This is a genomic window from Oceaniglobus roseus (assembly GCF_002869745.1).
Taxonomy (GTDB): Bacteria; Pseudomonadota; Alphaproteobacteria; order Rhodobacterales; family Rhodobacteraceae; genus Oceaniglobus; species Oceaniglobus roseus.
This window is the reverse complement of sequence record NZ_PNOS01000060.1, coordinates 1-17,443: the sequence shown is the minus strand read 5'-3', so window position 1 is coordinate 17,443 and position 17,443 is coordinate 1. Positions and strand designations below refer to the sequence as shown.

Genomic DNA, 17,443 nt, shown 5'->3' with positions numbered 1-17,443 from the left:
ACCGCCGCCCCCGGAGCGCCTGGGTGGCTATGGAGGCCGCCGCCCGCGCCGCGAACGGCCCCGCCCCGGTGTTCCAGCCCGGCCTCGCCCGCGCCCTGCCGCGCCCGCGCGTGGCCATCGGCCTCGACACCTCGGGCTCGGTCGACACCCATCAGCTGCGCCTCTTCGCCGCCGAGATCGCGGGCATCGCCCGCCGCTCTGGCACCGAGCTCCACCTTCTCGCCTTCGACGAGTCGGTGCACCTGTCCCGGCGCCTCGACCCCGCCCGCCTGCACGCGACCCTCACCGCCCTCGACCTGCGCCGCGAGGGCGGCACCGCCTTCACCGACGTGCTGGCCGAGGCCGCACGCCTGCGCGCCTCCCTCGCCGTGCTGCTGACCGACCTCGACGGCCCCCTGCCGCCCCGCCCGGCCCTGCCGGTGATCTGGGCCGTCCCCCGCCCGGTGCCGCCGCCGCCCTTCGGCAAGGTCGTGACGATGGACCGCTGACGCCCCCGCACCCGCCCTTCCCCCCGCCCCGCAAATCGGCTTGACTGCGCCCGGCCGAGTCCCGACCCCCGGGAGGAGGCCACAAGCCGAAAGGACCGCCCATGCACCTCGCCCATTTTCCCCGCATCTTCCTCGCCCACCTGCCGACGCCGCTGGAGCGGCTCGACCGGCTCAGCCGCGAACTGGGCGGACCGGAGATCTGGATCAAGCGCGACGACTGCACGGGGCTGTCCACGGGCGGCAACAAGACCCGCAAGCTCGAATTCCTGATGGCCGAGGCCGAACAGCAGGGCGCCGACACGATCATCACCCAGGGCGCGACCCAGTCGAACCACGCCCGCCAGACCGCCGCCTTCGCCGCGAAGATGGGCATGGCCTGCCACCTGCTGCTGGAGGACCGCACCGGGTCGAACGATCCGAACTACAACGGCAACGGCAACGTCCTGCTCGACCGCCTGCACGGCGCGACGACCGACAAGCGCCCCGGCGGCGCGGACATGCAGGCCGAGATGGAAAGCCTGGCCGAGACGCTGCGCGCCGAGGGGCGCAAGCCCTACGTCATCCCCGGCGGCGGCTCGAACCCGACCGGCGCGCTCGGCTACGTCAACTGCGCCTTCGAGCTGCTGGGCCAGCTGAACGACCGCGGCCTCGCCGTGGACCGGATCGTCACCGCCACGGGCAGCGCGGGCACGCAGGCGGGGCTGATCACGGGGCTGAAGGCGACGAGCGCCAACATCCCGCTGCTCGGTTTCGGCGTCCGCGCCCCGAAGGAGAAGCAGGAGGCGAACGTCTTCGCGCTCGCCGAGCGCACCGCGGAAAAGCTGGGCTGCGCCGGGGTGGTGAAGCGCGAGGACGTGGTGGCGGACTGCGATTATGTCGGCGAGGGCTACGGCATCCCCCGCGCCGACACGCTCGAGGCGATCCGCATGTTGGCCGAGTTGGAGGGCATCCTGCTCGACCCGGTCTACTCCGGCAAGGGCGCGGCGGGCCTGATCGACTACTGCCGCAAGGGCAAGTTCGCGAAGGGCGAGCGCGTCGTCTTCCTGCACACCGGCGGCGCGGCGGGGCTGTTCGGCTACGACGCCGCGCTCACGCGCGGGCACTGAGGGCCATGCGCCCGGTCGGCATCCTCGGCGGCATGGGGCCCGAGGCGACGGTGCTGCTGATGCAGAAGGTCATCGCCGCGGTGCCCGCGACGGACGATGCCGGCCACGTGCCGCTGCTCGTCGACCAGAACCCCCAGGTGCCCTCGCGCATCGCCCACCTGATCGAGGGGACCGGCGCCGATCCCGGCCCGATCCTCGCGGCGATGGCGCGGCGGCTTGCGGGCGCGGGCGCGGCGGCCCTCGCCATGCCCTGCAACACCGCCCACCATTACGCCGGGGCGATCCGCGCCGCGACCGACCTGCCGTTCCTCGACATGGTGGCCCACTCCGTGGCCCGGGCCCGGGCGCTGGCGGGAGACGGCGCGCCCGTCGGCATCCTCGCCTCGCCCGCGGTGCGCAAGGTCGCGCTGTTCGACCGGGCGCTCGCCGACGCGGAGCTCACCGCCCTCTACCACCCCGACGACACCGCGGCGCTGCTGCCGGTGATCCGCACGGTCAAGGCGGGCGGGCCGATGGAGGAGGCGCGCGGCCGCCTCGCCGAAGCCTCCGAGGTGCTGCGGCGGCAGGGCGCCCGGGTGCAACTGATCGCCTGCACCGAGTTCTCGCTCATCGCCGATTCGCTGCCGGAGGCGGTCGCGGGGCTCGACACGCTCGACTGTCTCGTCGGCGCGATCGTGGATTTTGCACGGGCGCCGCCCGCCCCCGCCCCGCGCGGGGCGGCGGGCGCGGCGGGGGGGGGGGGGGGGGGGGGGGGGGGGGGGGGGGGGACCCCCCCCCCCCCCCCGGACCCCTCTCCACAGCGCCAAGCGTCACCGGAGGAAGAAGGACGGCCGGCGGATCCTTCCGCCAGCGTCGGCGGAACGGCAGGGGACGCGGCCGTCGCCGGGGGTGAGACGCGAGGTCGTGCCAGGCGGTCGTCCCGGTCGGGCGAGAGGGGGTCGGGGGAGAGGGTTTCCCTCTCCCCCGTTGCATCCGCCCTGCACGAAGGTCACCCTCGGAACGAAAGCGGGGGCGCCCGAAGACGCCCCCGAAGTTTCGCAGACCGAACTCACTCGTTGCCGCCCGATGCTTTTCTGCCTGCGGTCCGGCCTGCGTCCAGGGCGAGCGCACCCGCCCCTTGTCTCCGGTGCCTCCGCCCTGCTGAGGCACCGTGTCTCAGTCAGGGCGCCGACAGCACCCCAGAATGGAGCGCGGCCCCAGACCGCGCTCCACCCTCCTCAGCTGCACCCGCTCGTCCCGCCGCAGGTGTTGCACTTCATGCAGGTGCCGTTCCGGACCAGGGTGAAGTTGCCGCATTCGCCGCAGGCCTCCCCCTCGTAGCCCTGCATCTTCGCCTTGGCGCGGGCGTCCATCGCCGTCGCGCTGGCGGCGGCGGGCTTCGCCTTCACCTCGGCGGCCACGCCGTGCAGCTCGGCGACCGAGGCCCCCTTGGTGTCGAGCGCCACCGCCGAGACTCCGCCCTGCAGCAGCCTGAGCTCCGACGGCATCCGGTTCCTGAGGTACCCGGTCGAGGCGACCTGGCGCAGCACCTCCAGCGGCGAGGTGCCTTCCGAGCCGGGGACCGAGCGGAAGTTGCTGACGCCCTCCTCCTCGCCCCGGCCGATGTCGTCGAAGCTCTCGCCCGTGGGCTTCACGTGGGCCAGGTCCGTCCGGTCGAGGTAGGACACCGCCAGCTCGCGGAAGATGTAGTCGAGGATCGAGGTCGCGTTCTTGATCGTCTCGTTGCCCTGGACCATGCCGGCGGGCTCGAACTTGGTGAAGGTGAAGGCGTCGACGAACTCCTCCAGCGGCACGCCGTACTGAAGACCGACCGAGACCGCGATGGCGAAGTTGTTCATCATCGCCCGGAACCCGGCGCCTTCCTTGTGCATGTCGATGAAGATTTCGCCAAGCTTTCCATCGGCATACTCGCCGGTCCTGAGATAGACCTTGTGACCGCCGACGATCGCCTTCTGGGTATAGCCGCGCCGCCGCTGGGGCATCTTCTCGCGGCCCTTGGCCACCTCCTTGACGATGATCTTCTCGATCACCTTCTCGGCCAGCACCACCGCCTTCTCGCGGTCCGACCCGGTCGCCAGGATCTCTTCCGCCTCCTCGTCGTCCTCGACGAGGCTCGCGGTGAGAGGCTGCGACAGCTTGGACCCGTCGCGGTAGAGCGCATTCGCCTTGATCCCGAGCGACCAGGACAGCTCGTAGGCGCGCTGGCAGTCCTCGATGGTGGCGTTGTTCGGCATGTTGATCGTCTTGCTGATCGCGCCCGAGATGAAGCTCTGCGCCGCCGCCATCATGTGGATGTGGCTGTCGACCGACAGGAACCGCTTGCCCTTCTTGCCGCAGGGGTTGGCGCAGTCGAAGATGTGGTAGTGCTCTTCCTTCAGGTGCGGCGCGCCCTCCAGCGTCATCGTCCCGCAGACGTGGTCGTTCGCCGCGTCGATGTCGCCCCTGGTGAAGCCCAGCGAGCGGAGCAGGTCGAAGGTGGGATCGGCCAGCTTCTCGGCCGGGATGCCCAGCGTCTCGCGGCAGAAGGTCTCGCCCAGGGTCCACTGGTTGAACACGAAGCGGATGTCGAAGGCCGAGGGCAGCGCCGCCTCGACCTTGGCGATCTCGGCCTCGCCGAAGCCGTGGCCGATCAGCGCCGTGTGGTTGATGCCCGGCGCGTTGCCGATGGTGCCGTGGCCGACGGCATAGGAGATGATCTCCTCGATCTGGGCCGAGCCGTAGCCGAGGTTTTCCAGCGCCGCAGGCACCGAGCGGTTGATGATCTTGAAGTACCCGCCCCCGGCCAGCTTCTTGAACTTCACCAGCGCGAAGTCGGGCTCGATCCCCGTGGTGTCGCAGTCCATGACCAGGCCGATGGTGCCGGTCGGCGCGATCACCGAGACCTGCGCGTTGCGGTAGCCGTGCCGTTCGCCGAGGCTCAGCGCCTCGTCCCAGGCCGCCGTGGCCAGCTCGACCAGCCGCGGATCGGGGCAGTTGCCGTGATCCAGCGCGACGGGCTTCGTCGCCAGCTTCTCGTAGCCTTCGGTCTTCCCGTGGGCCGCGGTCCGGTGGTTGCGGATCACCCGCAGCATGTGGGCCGCGTTCTTTCCGTAACCCGGGAAGGCGCCCAGCTCCGCCGCCATCTCGGCCGAGGTGGCGTAGGAGACGCCGGTCAGGATCGCGGTCAGCGCCCCGCAGAGCGCCCGGCCCGCGTCGCTGTCATAGCCGTGGCCCATGTTCATCAGCAGCCCGCCGATATTGGCATAGCCGAGTCCGAGGGTGCGGAAGTCGTAGGAGCGTTGCGCGATCTCCTGCGAGGGGAACTGCGCCATGGTCACGCTGATCTCCAGCGTCACCGTCCAGAGGCGCGTGGCGTGGATGTAGTCCTCGGCCTGGAACTCCCCATCTTTCAGGAAGGTCAGCAGGTTCATCGAGGCGAGGTTGCAGGCCGTGTCGTCGAGGAACATGTATTCCGAGCACGGGTTCGAGCCGCGGATCTCGCCGTCCTCCGGGCAGGTGTGCCAGTCGTTCACCGTGTCGTGGTACTGGATGCCGGGATCGGCGCAGGCCCAGGCGGCGTGGCCCACCTGCTCCCACAGGTCGCGGGCCCGCACGGTCTTTGCCACCGTGCCGTCCTTGCGGTTGATGAGGTCCCAGTCGGCGTCCTGCTCCACCGCCTTCAGGAAGGCGTCGGTCACGCGGATCGAGTTGTTCGAGTTCTGGCCCGAGACCGAGTTGTAGGCCTCCGAGTCCCAGTCAGTGTCGTAGGTCGGGAACTCGATCCTGTCATAGCCCTGCCGCGCATAGTCCAGCACGCGCTTGACGTAGGTCTCGGGGATCGCGGCCTTCTTGGCGTCCTTCACGGCGCCCTTCAACCCCTCGTTCTTCGCCGGGTCATAGGCATCGGCCACCGCGCCGTCCCAGGCCTTGATGGCGGCGAAGATCGCGTTCAGCTTGCGCTCGTGCATCTTCGAGCCGGCGACGATGCTCGCCACCTTCTGCTCCTCGATGACCTTCCAGTTGATGAAATCCTCGATATCGGGATGGTCGGCATCCACGATCACCATCTTGGCCGCGCGGCGCGTGGTGCCGCCGGACTTGATGGCCCCTGCGGCACGGTCGCCGATCTTCAGGAACCCCATCAGTCCCGACGACTTGCCGCCGCCCGAGAGCTTCTCGCCCTCGGCCCGCAGCGACGAGAAGTTGGTGCCGGTGCCCGAGCCGTACTTGAACAGCCGCGCCTCGCGGACCCACAGGTCCATGATGCCGCCGTCGTTCACCAGGTCGTCCTTCACCGACTGGATGAAGCAGGCGTGCGGCTGGGGATGCTCGTAGGAGGACTTCGACTTGGTCAGCTTGCCGGTCTTGAAGTCGACGTAGTGGTGGCCCTGGGCCGGGCCGTCGATGCCATAGGCCCAGTGCAGCCCGGTGTTGAACCACTGGGGCGAGTTCGGGGCGGCCTTCTGGGTCGCCAGCATGAAGCGCATCTCGTCGTAATAGGCGCGGGCGTCACCTTCCGTGGTGAAATAGCCGCCCTTCCAGCCCCAGTAGGCCCAGGCGCCGGCCAGACGGTCGAATACCTGCTTCGACGAGGTCTCGCCGCCGAACCGCGCCTTCTCGGGCAGAGCCGCGAGCGCGTCGTCGTCGGCGACCGAGCGCCACAGGAACTCGGGCACGTCCTTCTCGCGCACCTTTTTCAGGCGGGCGGGGACACCGGCCTTGCGGAAATACTTCTGGGCGATGACGTCGCTGGCCACCTGGCTCCAGGTCGAGGGCACCTCGACGCTGTCGTTGCGGAACACGATGGTGCCGTCGGGATTGCGGATTTCCGAGGTGACCGTGGTGAATTCAAGATCCGCATAGGCCCCGTCCGCGGTGCCCTTGCCTGCCTTGGTGAACCTGCGTTCGATCTTCATCGCTTCTGCCCCTTGCCGTGTTCAAACCTGCCCGCGATCGTTGTCGCGTGGCCCAACCGCCCCCCGGAGCGCGGACAAAGGACACCTGGCCACGCCCCCCGGAGGGCGGCGTGCACACGTCACGCAAGACGCTTGGAGATCCATTTGAGCCGCGGGATCATCACTAGATGTGGTGTGTCCCCCCGTAGGCCTGCACAAACTGACGTAGACACGGCCATGGGGTCAACGGAATTTTGCGATGATTCTCGGAAAACTTTCGGTTGACGGGAGGGGCGCGCCCTCCCTCGCGATCGCACGACTCGGCGGGGCGGGATCCGTCCCCGGTTCATCCACAGGCTTCACGGCCGCAGCGCTCTGATTTTTCAGGCTGCGCGGCGATATCAACGCCCTGGGGCAGGTCGGCCTGTGGGTGAATCCGTCGCCGCCCCCCGGAACGACATGAGGCCGCGGACGATGCCGCGGCCACCATATGTGCCCCAATTTTCGGCGAATGGACTCTCACCCGTCTAGGGATGGTGTCCCGTCACCCGCGAATCGCGACCTGAAGGGGCCGCCACGATTCGCGCCGTGGGGCACATCCTGTGCCCCGTCCCGGCCGTGGCCCTCAGGCCCGGCCGGAAGCCTGACGCGCGACGTCGCCGATCTCGATCCGGCTGATGCCGATGTCGGCCAGTTCGCGGTCGGACATCGCCGACAGCTCGTCGTGCACCCGGCGGTAGGTCGCGTATTGCGCGGCGCGTTCACGGCGCGCGGCGCGGAAGCCATCGAGGCGCTCGCGCCAGGTCATGCGGGTGGTGCTCAGCGTGTTCGCGAAAGCCATCTTTCACTCTCCATCTCTTCTCTTGTCTGGCAGAGAGATGGCCCGACCCCCGGCGATGCGCAACGCCCGCAAGGACAAGCCCGCCATGCACTGCGCGAAGGGCTCGGCGATCGCCGAGACGACATGAAGGAAAGGTGGTCGGGGCGATAGGATTCGAACCTACGACCCTCTGTTCCCAAAACAGATGCGCTACCAGGCTGCGCTACGCCCCGACAGGGACGCCATAGCCGATGGCGGCGGCGAAGGAAAGCCTGCGCCGCGGCGTCCGGCGCCTGGCTGTCCATGGTGGCTTTCCCGACTTTACGCAACGTCCGGTTGCGTGCTTTCACACGCCATCCACTCAGCTTCCGCCCCATCACCGAAGGAGCACGCCGATGTTCAGCCGCCGTTTCGAAGGGTTCAACGCCAACCAGCAGCAGGTGATCGAGACCGCCTGCCAGACCATGGCCGCCATGTCGCAACGCGCGATCATCGCGCCGCGGAACATGGCGCTGTGGTTCGGGGCGGGCCAGAACGCCATCGTCACCCCGAAGCTCAGGATGATGGAGGCGGTGATCGCCGACACCGCCCGCACCGTCACCTTCGTCAACCGCGCGGGCGGACAGCTCGGCGTGCAGCACACCGACATCTACACCAAAACCCTGCTTGCCCCCGGCAATTTCCAGGATCTCACCGGCGTCGTCGCCTATGCCCACCCCGTCGACCGGCGCGACGAGCCGGGGCCGAAGCGCACGATCTCCCACGTCGGCAGCGGCATGCGGATCTACCTCAACGACGTGTTCTTCCAGCTCGACGCCACCGAGCGCGCCGTCACCGTCTATCACGAGCTGACCCACAAGGTGCTAGCCACCAACGACCACGCCTACGATCCCGGCCCCTGCCAGGCGCTGGCAATCAACAATCCCGGCCAGGCCACGGACAACGCCGACAACTTCGCGCTCTTCGTCGCCCAGTGCTGAGGCGCGGCGCACCGGCGGCCGTCGACATCACGTCGTGCCGCCGGTCCCGTCAGGGGCGCGCCGCCGCGCAAGCCAGACCGTCGCCCCGCCGCAGTCCGGATCGCTGGCGACGTGACGAAGCACCTCGAACCCCTCAGCCTCCAGAAGCGCCCGGTACTCCGCGGTATCGAGACTGGCGTGATAGAGCGGCCGCCCCGCGAAGGCCCCGATCGCCTCGCCCGCCTCCGTTCCGCTGGTGAACATCAGCGCCGCACCGGGCCGCGCGAGGCGGGCGAAGACCGGGAACATCGCGCGCTGGTCCTCGGGCGTCAGGTGGAACAGGCTGTGCCAGGCGAGCACTCCGTCGAACAGGCCGAGGTCGGGAAGCCGACGCATGTCCGCCTCGATCCATCGCTGAGCCGGAAAATCGCGCCGCGCCGCCTCCAGCAGCGAGGCCGCCGCGTCGACACCCGTCATCCGGCACCCTGCCCCGATCAGATGCGCCGCCATCGGCCGCCCGGAACCGCAGCCGAGGTCCAGAACCTCCGGCGCCGTCGCGGGCAGCAGCGCGCGGAACCGCCGCAGCCAGTCCCTCTCGATCAGCGCCTGTCCCCGCGCCGCCATCCACCGCGCGGCCTCGGCCCGGTAGAGCGCGATCACCTCCTTCGCCGCCGGATGGCTCATCCGCCCTCTCCCGAAGCACTAAGGGCGCGGCCAGCCCGGCCGCGCCCCCAAATCCTGCCGCCGCGACAGCCTCAGCGCCGCGCGTCGCCCACCAGCTTCCAGGCCGCGGGCAGTACCAGCGCCGCCAGCGCCAGCTTCAGCGCATCGCCCATGAGGAACGGCGTCAGGCCCCAGGCGAGGATCGGCTTGTCCCAGCCATAGAGCTGGCCGAGCCACAGCAGCCCCGGAACATAGAGAACGGCGTTGCCGATCAGCATGGCGAGGGCCATCCAGACCACCGACCGGTCCCAGCCGCGCCGCGCCAGCAGGCCCAGAGCGACCGTCGCCAGGACGTAGCCGACGAGATAGCCGCCGGTGCCGCCCATCATGTAGGAGAGCCCGTTCAGCTCGGCCGTCGAGCTCTGGAAGAGGTCGAAGCCGATCGCGCCGAGAATCATGTAGCCCAGGATCGTCGCCAGCCCCAGCCGCGGGCCGTAGGCGGCGCCGAGACCCAGCACCGCGAAGGTGCCCATGGAGATCGCAACGGGGCTGCCCGGCACCGGGATCTTCGCCTTGGCGCAGACCGTCAGCAGCGCGATGCCGAGGCAGACCAGCACCGCCTGCTTCACGCGCAGCATGGCGCCGTCCGAGGCCCCGAAGGTATCGACCAGAACCGGATCGTTCGTCGTCATCGCCATCATTCCGTCTCCCGCTTGGATTGTGCGCCTACTTCTGCACCGAAGGGCCCGACCCCGCAAGCCCCGCGCCCTTCGGCTGACGCACCGCCACCGGCGCGTAGGACGAGCGCATGACATAGGACTTCCGCGGCCCCCGCACCGTCCACTGGGCGCTCCAGTGGGGCCACTGGCGGAAGTCGTAGGTCACGCGGTAGCGGTCCGGCGGACAGTCGTGCAGCGCCTCGCAGAGCCCGGCGCCGGGGTCGAAGCTGTGGAACGGGCGGCCGTCGTCGAACAGCATGTCGATCCCCTGCGCGCCCGCGCGCCAGAGGAAGGCGCGCCGCGCAGGCACCGGCCGCTGCCCGGGAAGGTGCAGCATCCCGTCCTCGAAGTAATGCAGCCCGCCCTCCATGGGGGTCAGCTGCGCCGTGCCCATGAGCCGGCCGACAGAGCGGGTCAGCGCATCGTCGATCGACCGGGTGAGCGACCAGCGCCCCTCGAAATCCTGCAATTCCAGCGTCACGGGATCACCACCCCTTCCACCGATGCGCCACCGGGGCCGGTGAAGCGCACCATCTCGCCATGCACCGACTCGACCCGGTAGCAGGTCCAGGAGGTGAGCGGCGGGATCACGGTGCAATAGGCATCGCCCCTGACCCGCCATTTGCCCCGCCGCGGCGGGCTGACCTCCAGCACCGTCGCGCCGGAGCCATCGAAGCGCTGCCGCACCCCGTCGAACACCACGCCGTGCCCCGACAGCAGGTCCGCGATCTCGCCCCCCGTCAGCGGCGTCCAGTCATGGGCCGCCGCCGCGACGGGCCACAGCATCAGCACCAAGGCAATCCGCCTCATTCCCGGCTCCCTTGCCCCTTTTCCGGCGCCAGTCTAAGACCCCGGCGATCCCCGCACAAACCCCATTTCCCGAAAGGCCCCCCGATGATCGAGCGCTATTCCCGCCCCGAGATGGCCGCCCTCTGGTCCCCCGCCACCAAGTTCCGCATCTGGTACGAGATCGAGGCCCACGCCTGCGACGCCCAGGCGGAGCTCGGCGTGATCCCGAAGGAAAGCGCCGCCGCGGTGTGGAAGGCGAAGGATGTCGAGTTCGACGTGGCGCGGATCGACGAGATCGAGGCGGTCACCAAGCACGACGTCATCGCCTTCCTGACCCACCTGGCCGAGATCATCGGCAACGAGGAGGCGCGCTTCGTCCACCAGGGAATGACGTCCTCGGACGTGCTCGACACCACCTTCAACATCCAGCTGGTGCGCGCCGCCGACATCCTGCTTGCCGATCTCGACAACCTGCTCGCCGCCCTGAAGCGCCGCGCCTACGAGCACAAGGACACGGTCAGGATCGGCCGGTCCCACGGCATCCACGCCGAGCCGACGACCATGGGCCTGACCTTCGCCCGCTTCCACGCGGAAATGGCGAGGAACCGGAAACGGCTGGAAACGGCCCGCGCCGAGGTGGCCACCGGCGCCATCTCCGGCGCCGTCGGCACCTTCGCCAACATCGACCCGGCGGTCGAGGAACACGTCTGCGCGAAGCTCGGCCTCACCCCCGAGCCGATCAGCACCCAGGTGATCCCCCGCGACCGCCACGCCGCCTTCTTCGCCTGCCTCGGCGTCATCGCCTCGTCGATCGAGAACATCGCGATCGAGATCCGCCACATGCAGCGGACCGAGGTGCTGGAGGCCGAGGAGTTCTTCTCGGCCGGGCAGAAGGGCTCCTCCGCCATGCCCCACAAGAGGAACCCCGTGCTGTCCGAGAACCTCACCGGCCTCGCCCGGCTGGTGCGCATGGCGGTGATCCCGGCGATGGAGAACGTGGCCCTCTGGCACGAGCGCGACATCTCCCACTCCTCCGTCGAGCGCGGAATCGGCCCCGACGCGACGGTGACGCTGGACTTCGCCCTCGCGCGGCTGACGGGCCTCGTCGACAGGCTGGTGATCTACCCCGAGACGATGCTGGCCAACATGAACAGGTTCCGCGGCCTCGTGATGTCCCAGCGCGTGCTGCTGGCCCTGACCCAGGCCGGCGTCAGCCGCGAGGACGCCTATCGCCTCGTGCAGAGGAACGCGATGAAGGTCTGGGAACAGGGCGCCGACTTCCAGACCGAGCTCCTGGCCGACCCCGAGGTCACCGCCGCCCTGCCCCCGGACGAGATCGCCGAGAAATTCGACGTCGGCTACCACACGAAACACGTCGACACGATCTTCGCCCGGGTGTTCGGCGAGAGCTGAACGCCCATACCCGCAGGATGGGTGACATCACCCATCCTGCCTCCGACAGGCGGCGATGCGCCGCGGCTCAGGTCATCCGCGGCTTCTCGGTGGTCGGGAGGAAACCGCGGGTGTCGGGAAAGACCGAGGTCAGACCGCCCGCCCCCGCCCCCTTGCACTGTCCCTTGATTCTGAGCCCGTTGGCACGGCCCACGACATAGGCGCCGTTCTCCACCGTCATGTCGGACAGCGGACGCACATAGTCCTTCGCCGTCACGATGGGCTTGCCGCTCGACGCGTTGATCTTCGCCTGTCCATCGTAGGTGTGGCCCGGGGTGCAGCTCGACAGGGCCCGCTCGATCGTCTTGATCAGGTCGTCCTTCTTTTCGGTGCAGGGAAACATGGACTTGTTGAGGTACTTCGTCGTGCCGATCTTGAAACTCGCGATATGGGCGAAAGGGCACTTCAGCGCTTCCGACAGCGTGGCCTTGAACCACTTGTCCGCTTCGCCCTTCCGCGATGGCGGGATGCCGACGATCTGGTAATCCGTCGGCGTGATGTCCTGCGTCGCATGGCCCCCCGCACCGTCGTTCGGCTCCTTCGTGCCGTTCGTGCGGGTGCCGCTTTTCCAGACGTGACAGATCACGTCCTGATCGAGTTTGTAGCGTTTCTGCACGTTTCTTCCTCCTTCGTGTGCGGCCGGACAGCGCACGGCGCCTGCAATCCCCGGGATCATCGGAAAAACCATGACCGCCGGGCAAGTCGTGCTATCCTTACCCTACGTGAACCCCACAGGAGCACCGATATGACGATCAAGACCCTTCTTGCGGCCTCCGTCCTTGCCCTTGCCCCTGGCCTCGCCATGGCGGCAGGCTGCATGTTCGAGAAGAAGACCGTGATGACCTGCGCCGACGGCTACGTCCTCGACACCGCCACCGGCACCTGCGTGGCCCAGGCCACCAGCTGAGCCGCCGCTCCGGCGGCGCTCCGCGCGCCGCCGGACGGATGCCCGGGAAACGCCTCGAAAACGCCCGTCACGAGGCACGGCGGCGCCACCCGCGACCGGTGCCGGGAACGCTCCGTTAACCGCTTCCTGTCAGAGGTTGGCCTGCACCCACCGCATCCGCCGGAGGCCCCTCGTGACATCAGATCTCCCCGCGACGTCGCCGAAAGTCCCCGCCAGGCCGGCCGCGCCCGCCGCGTCCCGGGGACGCCTGTCCGGGCTGCAGCCCGGCGCCGCTCTGACCCGCCGCCAGAAGGCGGCCATCGTCGTCCGCCTGCTGATCGCCGAAGGCGCCACGCTGCCGCTGGCCGACCTGCCCGAGGCGCTGCAGGCCGAACTCACCACGCAGATGAGCCAGATGCGCTACATCGACAGGGCGACGCTGAAGGAGGTGATCGAGGAATTCGCCGACGAACTCGACGGCATCGGGCTGTCGTTCCCGAACGGGCTCGAAGGGGCGCTGTCGATCCTCGACGGCGTCATCAGCCCCGACATGGCCGCCAAGCTGCGCAAGCAGGCGGGGATGATCTGGCACAGCGACCCCTGGGAATCGCTGGCCGCCTTCGACGTCGAGAAGCTGCTGCCGCTCCTGAAGCGCCAGTCCCCGGAAGTGGGCGCGGTGCTGCTGTCCAAGCTCAGCGTGTCCAAGGCCGCCGACCTGCTGGTGAAGCTGCCGGGCGACCGCGCCCGCCGCCTGACACTCGCCGTCTCGGAAACCGCGAAGATCGCGCCGGAAACGGTGCGCCGGATCGGCCTGTCCCTCGCCGCCGAACTGAACGCCGAGCCGCCGCGCGCCTTCGTCGCCGACGCGGTGCAGCGGGTGGGCGCGATCCTGAACGTCTCGCCCTCCGCCACGCGGGAAGACCTGCTGGAAGGGCTCGACCAGGCCGATGCCGAGTTCGCCGAGGAGGTGCGCCGCGCCATCTTCACCTTCCCCGACATCCCCGCCCGGGTCGCCCCCGGCGACGTGCCCACCGTGCTGCGCCAGATCCCGCAGGAAACGCTCGTGCTGGTGGTGGCCGCCGCCGACGACAAGACCCAGGGCGCCGTGGACTTCCTGCTCGACAACACCTCCAAGCGGATGGCCGCGACCCTGCGCAGCGAGGCGCTGGAGATCGGCAGCGTCAAGGCCCGCACCGCCGAAACCGCCCGGGCCGAGGTCATCACCGCGATCCGCGCCCTGTTCGACAGCGGCGAGATCACGATGGTCGGCGCCGAGGACGGCTGATCCGCCCCACCCGCGCCGTCAAGTTCACGGATCCTTCCGACGCCCAGCCGCTTCCCCCCGCACCCCCCATCTTTGCTTTCCAAATATCCTCAGGGGGAGGCGCGCAGCGCCGGGGGCAGAATGCCCCCTCCCCGCCCGCCCCCCCGCGACGCCGGTTCCGCAAGATGCCCCCGCCGCCCGGCCCCGCTTCCCGACCGGAGGCCGCAAAACCCCGATGGACAGGGCGCGCGGGCCACCGTAACCTCGCGCCCATGGACAGGTTCGACGGCAAGAGCTGGCATGACATGGGCGGCGGCGAGGGCGGCGCGCTCACCGACCTGCCGCCCGATCACGACTTCGCGCTCTGGGAAAAACGGGTCGACGCGCTGATGGTGCTGATGACCTCGAAAGGGCATTTCAGCGTCGACGGCCTGCGCCGCGTGCTGGAGGACATGGGCCCCCGGGCCTTCGAGACCATGAGCTATTACGAGCGCTGGATGGCGGCGGTGAACCAGAACCTGGTCGAGGCCGGGCTCTACACCACCACCGAACTCGGCGAGAGGATGGAACGGGTGGCGCGGCGCGGCGGCACCTACGGCCTCGCGGCAGACCCCCGGAGCACGGACCGTGACTGAGGCGGCGACCGGGGGAACGGACGGCGCGCCGCAGTTTCCCGACGGCGCGGCCGTGCGCGTGAAGGCGCTGATGCCGCCGGGCCACGTCCGCACGCCCGCCTACCTGCGCGGCAAGCGCGGCATCGTCGAACGCCGCCTCGGGCCCTTCCCGAGCCCCGAGCAGCTGGCCTACAACCTGCCCGCCGAGCGTTTGCCGCTCTACCGCGTCCGCTTCACCATGGCCGAGGTCTGGGGCCCCGCCGCCGAGCGCCCCGACGACACCCTCGATGCCGAGATCTACGGCCCCTGGCTCCTGCCCGAGGATTGACATGCCCCACGATCACCACGACCACGACGACCACTTCCACCACGAGGGGATCAGCCCTTCGGGCCACCCCTACCGCGCCGACGACGACACGCCGCTGACCTACTGGCAGACGATGGAGATCGCCGTGCGCGAACTGCTGGTCGAGAAGGGCCACGTCACCGCGGCCGAGATCGCCGCGCAGATCGACAGGATGGACGCCCGCAGCCCCGCCAACGGCGCCGCCGTCGTCGCCCGCGCCTGGACCGACCCCGCCTTCCGCGAACACCTGCTCGCCGACGGCTCGGCCGCGACGCGCGAGATGGGCTTCGACATCGGGCCGATGCACCTGCTCGCCGTCGAGAACACGCCGGGGGTGCACAACGTCATCGTCTGCACCCTCTGCTCCTGCTATCCGCGGAACCTGCTCGGCCTGCCGCCCGACTGGTACAAGTCCCGCGCCTACCGCAGCCGCCTCGTGCGCGAGCCGCGCCGGGTGCTGTCCGAATTCGGGCTGACCCTGCCCGCGGACACGACGATCCGCGTCCACGATTCGACGGCCGACATGCGCTATGTCGTGATCCCCGAGCGTCCCGCGGGCACCGAGGACTGGGACGCCGACCGCCTCGCCGCCCTCGTCACCCGCGATTCGATGATCGGCACCGGCCTCCCCCGCCCGGCGGCGTGAGGCCGCTCACCGGCAACGCGCGGGGCATCGCCCTGATGGTCTGCGCGATCCTGCTGTTCTCGGTCATGGACCTGCTCGCCAAGGCGATGAGCCAGCACATCCCCACGGTGATGGCCGTCTGGGCGCGCTATGCCGGGCAGACCGTGGTGGTCACGGCGATCATCCTGCCGCGGCTGAAGACGGTGCTGCAGACCCGCTATCCCGGCTTCCAGTTCCTGCGCTCGATGTTCCTGCTCGGCGCGACCAGTTCCTTCTTCCTCGCCCTCGCCCATCTCGGTCTGGCCGAGGCGGCGGCGATCATGAACCTGAACCCGGTGCTGATCACCCTCGGCGCCGGGCTGTTCCTGGGCGAGAAGCTCGGCATCCGCCGCCTTGCCGGGATCGCGGTGGCGCTGGTCGGCGCGCTCATCATCATCCGGCCCGGCAGCGCCGTCTTCTCGCCCTACGCGCTGCTGCCCCTCGTCGCCGCGGTCTGCTACTCCAGCTATGCCCTCGTCACCCGCCATGTGGGCCGCGCCGAGGACGCCTGGACCTCGCTCTTCTACACCGCGATCCTCGGGGCCGTGGTGCTGTCGGCGGTCGTGCCCTTCTCATGGGTGACCCCCGACTGGCAGGCCACGCTGATGATGCTTGCCATCGGCGTCTTCGGCGGCGCCTCGCAGCTCCTGCTGATCAAGGCGCTGATGCAGGCCGAGGCCTCGCTGCTCGCGCCCTTCGCCTATCTCTCGCTGCTCTTCGCCTCGATCTGGGGGTTCCTGTTCTTCGGCGAGGTGCCGGACGCGGCGACCGGGCTCGGCGCGCTTGTGATCGTCGGGGCCGGACTTTATGTCTGGCACCGCGAAACCCGCAAGGACCGGAAAGATGGCCTCCCCCCGCAACCCCGACCGTAACCGGGCCGCCGATGCCGCCCAGAACGCGCTGATCCGCGGGCTGCTGTGGCTGATCCTGCGCGTGCCCTACGCGGCGCGGATCAGGATGATGGGATGGCTCGCCGCCCGCGTGGTCGCGCCGCTTCTGGGCTGGGACAAGCGGGTGCGCGCCAACCTCGCCCATGTCTGCCCCGACCTGCCCGAGGCCGAGGTCGCGCGGCTGACCCGCGCCGTGCCGAACAACGCGGGCCGCCAGCTGATCGAGCTCTACTCGGGGCCCGAGTTCAAGGCCCGGGTGAAGGACACGCCCCTGACCGGCCCCGGCGTCGCGGCCTTCCGGGCGGCGCGGGAGGCGGGGCGGCCGACGGTGCTCGTCACCGCGCATTTCGGCAACTACGACGTGGCGCGCACCGCGCTCTTCGCGCAGGGGCACCCGCTGGGCGCGCTCTACCGCGAGATGAAGAACCCGGAGTTCAACACCCATTACGTCGAGGCGCTGTCGGTGATCGGCACGCCGATCTTCCCGGCCACCCGGGCGGGGATCACCGGCTTCGTCGACCACCTGAGAAAGGGCGGGCTGATCGGCATCCTGATCGACATCTACGCCGGCGAGGGGGCGAAGGTCAGCTTCTTCGGCAAGCCAGCACCCACCGCGACCTCGACCATGGAATGGGCGCTGAAATACGACGCCACGGTGATCCCGATCTACGGGCGGCGACGGGAGAACGGGCTCGACTTCGACATCGTGCTGGACGAGGAGATCCCGCTTTCGGACGCGGTGACGATGACCCAGGCGGCCAACGACAGCCTCGAGCGGATGGTCCGGGCGAACATGGACCAGTGGTTCTGGATCCACCGCCGCTGGAAGCCCGAGGACCAGGCGCGCCGCGCGGCCCTCGCCGAGGCGGCGTCCTGACGGCAAGATCCCGCGCCACGCTGCGGCGGCGC

Annotated in this window: 18 protein-coding genes, 1 tRNA gene and 1 pseudogene; 12 read left to right on the top strand and 8 right to left on the bottom strand. The window is 69.6% G+C overall.

Going from position 1 to position 17,443, the window contains the following annotated elements:
• The 3 genes and pseudogenes from A7B20_RS20235 to cuyB all read left to right on the top strand — a co-directional run.
• The coding region (locus A7B20_RS20235) for a VWA-like domain-containing protein (RefSeq protein WP_245867157.1) at nucleotides 1-488 on the top strand (488 nt) is incomplete at its 5' end.
• Between the two features lie 101 nt (nucleotides 489-589).
• Entirely contained in the window at nucleotides 590-1,594 is a 1,005-nt protein-coding gene (gene cuyA / locus A7B20_RS20230) for a D-cysteate sulfo-lyase (protein WP_102110394.1), read from the top strand.
• A 5-nt stretch (nucleotides 1,595-1,599) separates the two neighbouring features.
• A pseudogene (gene cuyB / locus A7B20_RS20225) lies at nucleotides 1,600-2,220 on the top strand (cysteate racemase); the annotation flags it as partial.
• Between the two features lie 591 nt (nucleotides 2,221-2,811).
• Here the strand turns inward: cuyB and A7B20_RS20215 are convergent.
• The 3 genes from A7B20_RS20215 to A7B20_RS20205 form a co-directional block, all read right to left on the bottom strand.
• Nucleotides 2,812-6,489, bottom strand: a complete 3,678-nt coding sequence (locus tag A7B20_RS20215) for a vitamin B12-dependent ribonucleotide reductase (protein WP_102110392.1) — start codon at nucleotides 6,487-6,489, stop codon at nucleotides 2,812-2,814.
• 604 nt (nucleotides 6,490-7,093) lie between these two features.
• Nucleotides 7,094-7,309: a DUF1127 domain-containing protein gene (locus A7B20_RS20210; RefSeq protein WP_102110391.1), complete on the bottom strand. Its 216-nt coding sequence runs from the start codon at nucleotides 7,307-7,309 to the stop codon at nucleotides 7,094-7,096.
• Between the two features lie 135 nt (nucleotides 7,310-7,444).
• Nucleotides 7,445-7,521, bottom strand: a tRNA-Pro gene (locus tag A7B20_RS20205).
• A gap of 162 nt (nucleotides 7,522-7,683) precedes the next feature.
• On the opposite strand from A7B20_RS20205, the gene A7B20_RS20200 reads away from it, so the two are divergent.
• Complete coding sequence (locus A7B20_RS20200; RefSeq protein WP_157937740.1) at nucleotides 7,684-8,268, top strand: M35 family metallo-endopeptidase; 585 nt, start codon at nucleotides 7,684-7,686, stop codon at nucleotides 8,266-8,268.
• A gap of 27 nt (nucleotides 8,269-8,295) precedes the next feature.
• On the opposite strand, the gene A7B20_RS20195 is transcribed toward A7B20_RS20200, so the two are convergent.
• From A7B20_RS20195 to A7B20_RS20180, 4 genes are all read right to left on the bottom strand, one after another.
• Nucleotides 8,296-8,931 carry a class I SAM-dependent DNA methyltransferase gene (locus tag A7B20_RS20195; protein WP_102110389.1) on the bottom strand — a complete coding sequence of 212 codons (636 nt, stop codon included), beginning with the start codon at nucleotides 8,929-8,931 and terminating at the stop codon, nucleotides 8,296-8,298.
• A 71-nt stretch (nucleotides 8,932-9,002) separates the two neighbouring features.
• Nucleotides 9,003-9,608, bottom strand: a complete 606-nt coding sequence (locus A7B20_RS20190) for a biotin transporter BioY (RefSeq protein WP_102110398.1) — start codon at nucleotides 9,606-9,608, stop codon at nucleotides 9,003-9,005.
• 28 nt (nucleotides 9,609-9,636) lie between these two features.
• Nucleotides 9,637-10,110 (bottom strand): DUF6314 family protein, encoded by a 474-nt coding sequence (locus A7B20_RS20185; RefSeq protein WP_216641230.1) that lies wholly within the window; start codon nucleotides 10,108-10,110, stop codon nucleotides 9,637-9,639.
• Entirely contained in the window at nucleotides 10,107-10,439 is a 333-nt protein-coding gene (locus tag A7B20_RS20180) for a hypothetical protein (protein ID WP_102110388.1), read from the bottom strand. Before A7B20_RS20180 ends, A7B20_RS20185 begins: the two co-directional genes overlap by 4 nt.
• Before the next feature lie 84 nt (nucleotides 10,440-10,523).
• Here A7B20_RS20180 and purB point away from each other — a divergent pair, with 84 nt between their 5' ends.
• On the top strand, nucleotides 10,524-11,831 hold the full coding sequence (gene purB, locus A7B20_RS20175) for an adenylosuccinate lyase (RefSeq protein WP_102110387.1): 1,308 nt from the start codon (nucleotides 10,524-10,526) through the stop codon (nucleotides 11,829-11,831).
• Between the two features lie 67 nt (nucleotides 11,832-11,898).
• Here the strand turns inward: purB and A7B20_RS20170 are convergent, their stop codons facing one another.
• Nucleotides 11,899-12,486, bottom strand: coding sequence for a hypothetical protein (locus A7B20_RS20170; RefSeq protein WP_102110386.1), 588 nt, complete (start codon nucleotides 12,484-12,486; stop codon nucleotides 11,899-11,901).
• Nucleotides 12,487-12,615: 129 nt separating this feature from the next.
• On the opposite strand from A7B20_RS20170, the gene A7B20_RS21460 reads away from it, so the two are divergent.
• The 7 genes from A7B20_RS21460 (at nucleotide 12,616) to A7B20_RS20140 (ending at nucleotide 17,411) form a co-directional block, all read left to right on the top strand.
• Nucleotides 12,616-12,777 (top strand): hypothetical protein, encoded by a 162-nt coding sequence (locus tag A7B20_RS21460; protein WP_172961072.1) that lies wholly within the window; start codon nucleotides 12,616-12,618, stop codon nucleotides 12,775-12,777.
• Nucleotides 12,778-12,949: 172 nt separating this feature from the next.
• Entirely contained in the window at nucleotides 12,950-14,041 is a 1,092-nt protein-coding gene (locus tag A7B20_RS20165) for a flagellar motor switch protein FliG (RefSeq protein WP_245867155.1), read from the top strand.
• A gap of 251 nt (nucleotides 14,042-14,292) precedes the next feature.
• Complete coding sequence (locus A7B20_RS21760; protein WP_102110385.1) at nucleotides 14,293-14,655, top strand: SH3-like domain-containing protein; 363 nt, start codon at nucleotides 14,293-14,295, stop codon at nucleotides 14,653-14,655.
• Entirely contained in the window at nucleotides 14,648-14,962 is a 315-nt protein-coding gene (locus tag A7B20_RS21755; RefSeq protein WP_102110384.1) for an SH3-like domain-containing protein, read from the top strand. The genes A7B20_RS21760 and A7B20_RS21755 overlap by 8 nt, the downstream gene beginning before the upstream one ends.
• Nucleotide 14,963: 1 nt before the next feature.
• Nucleotides 14,964-15,626 carry a nitrile hydratase subunit alpha gene (gene nthA / locus A7B20_RS20150; RefSeq protein WP_102110383.1) on the top strand — a complete coding sequence of 221 codons (663 nt, stop codon included), beginning with the start codon at nucleotides 14,964-14,966 and terminating at the stop codon, nucleotides 15,624-15,626.
• Nucleotides 15,623-16,516, top strand: a complete 894-nt coding sequence (locus A7B20_RS20145; protein WP_245867153.1) for a DMT family transporter — start codon at nucleotides 15,623-15,625, stop codon at nucleotides 16,514-16,516. Before nthA ends, A7B20_RS20145 begins: the two co-directional genes overlap by 4 nt.
• Nucleotides 16,488-17,411, top strand: coding sequence for a lysophospholipid acyltransferase family protein (locus A7B20_RS20140; RefSeq protein WP_102110382.1), 924 nt, complete (start codon nucleotides 16,488-16,490; stop codon nucleotides 17,409-17,411). The genes A7B20_RS20145 and A7B20_RS20140 overlap by 29 nt, the downstream gene beginning before the upstream one ends.
• Nucleotides 17,412-17,443 lie beyond the last annotated feature (32 nt).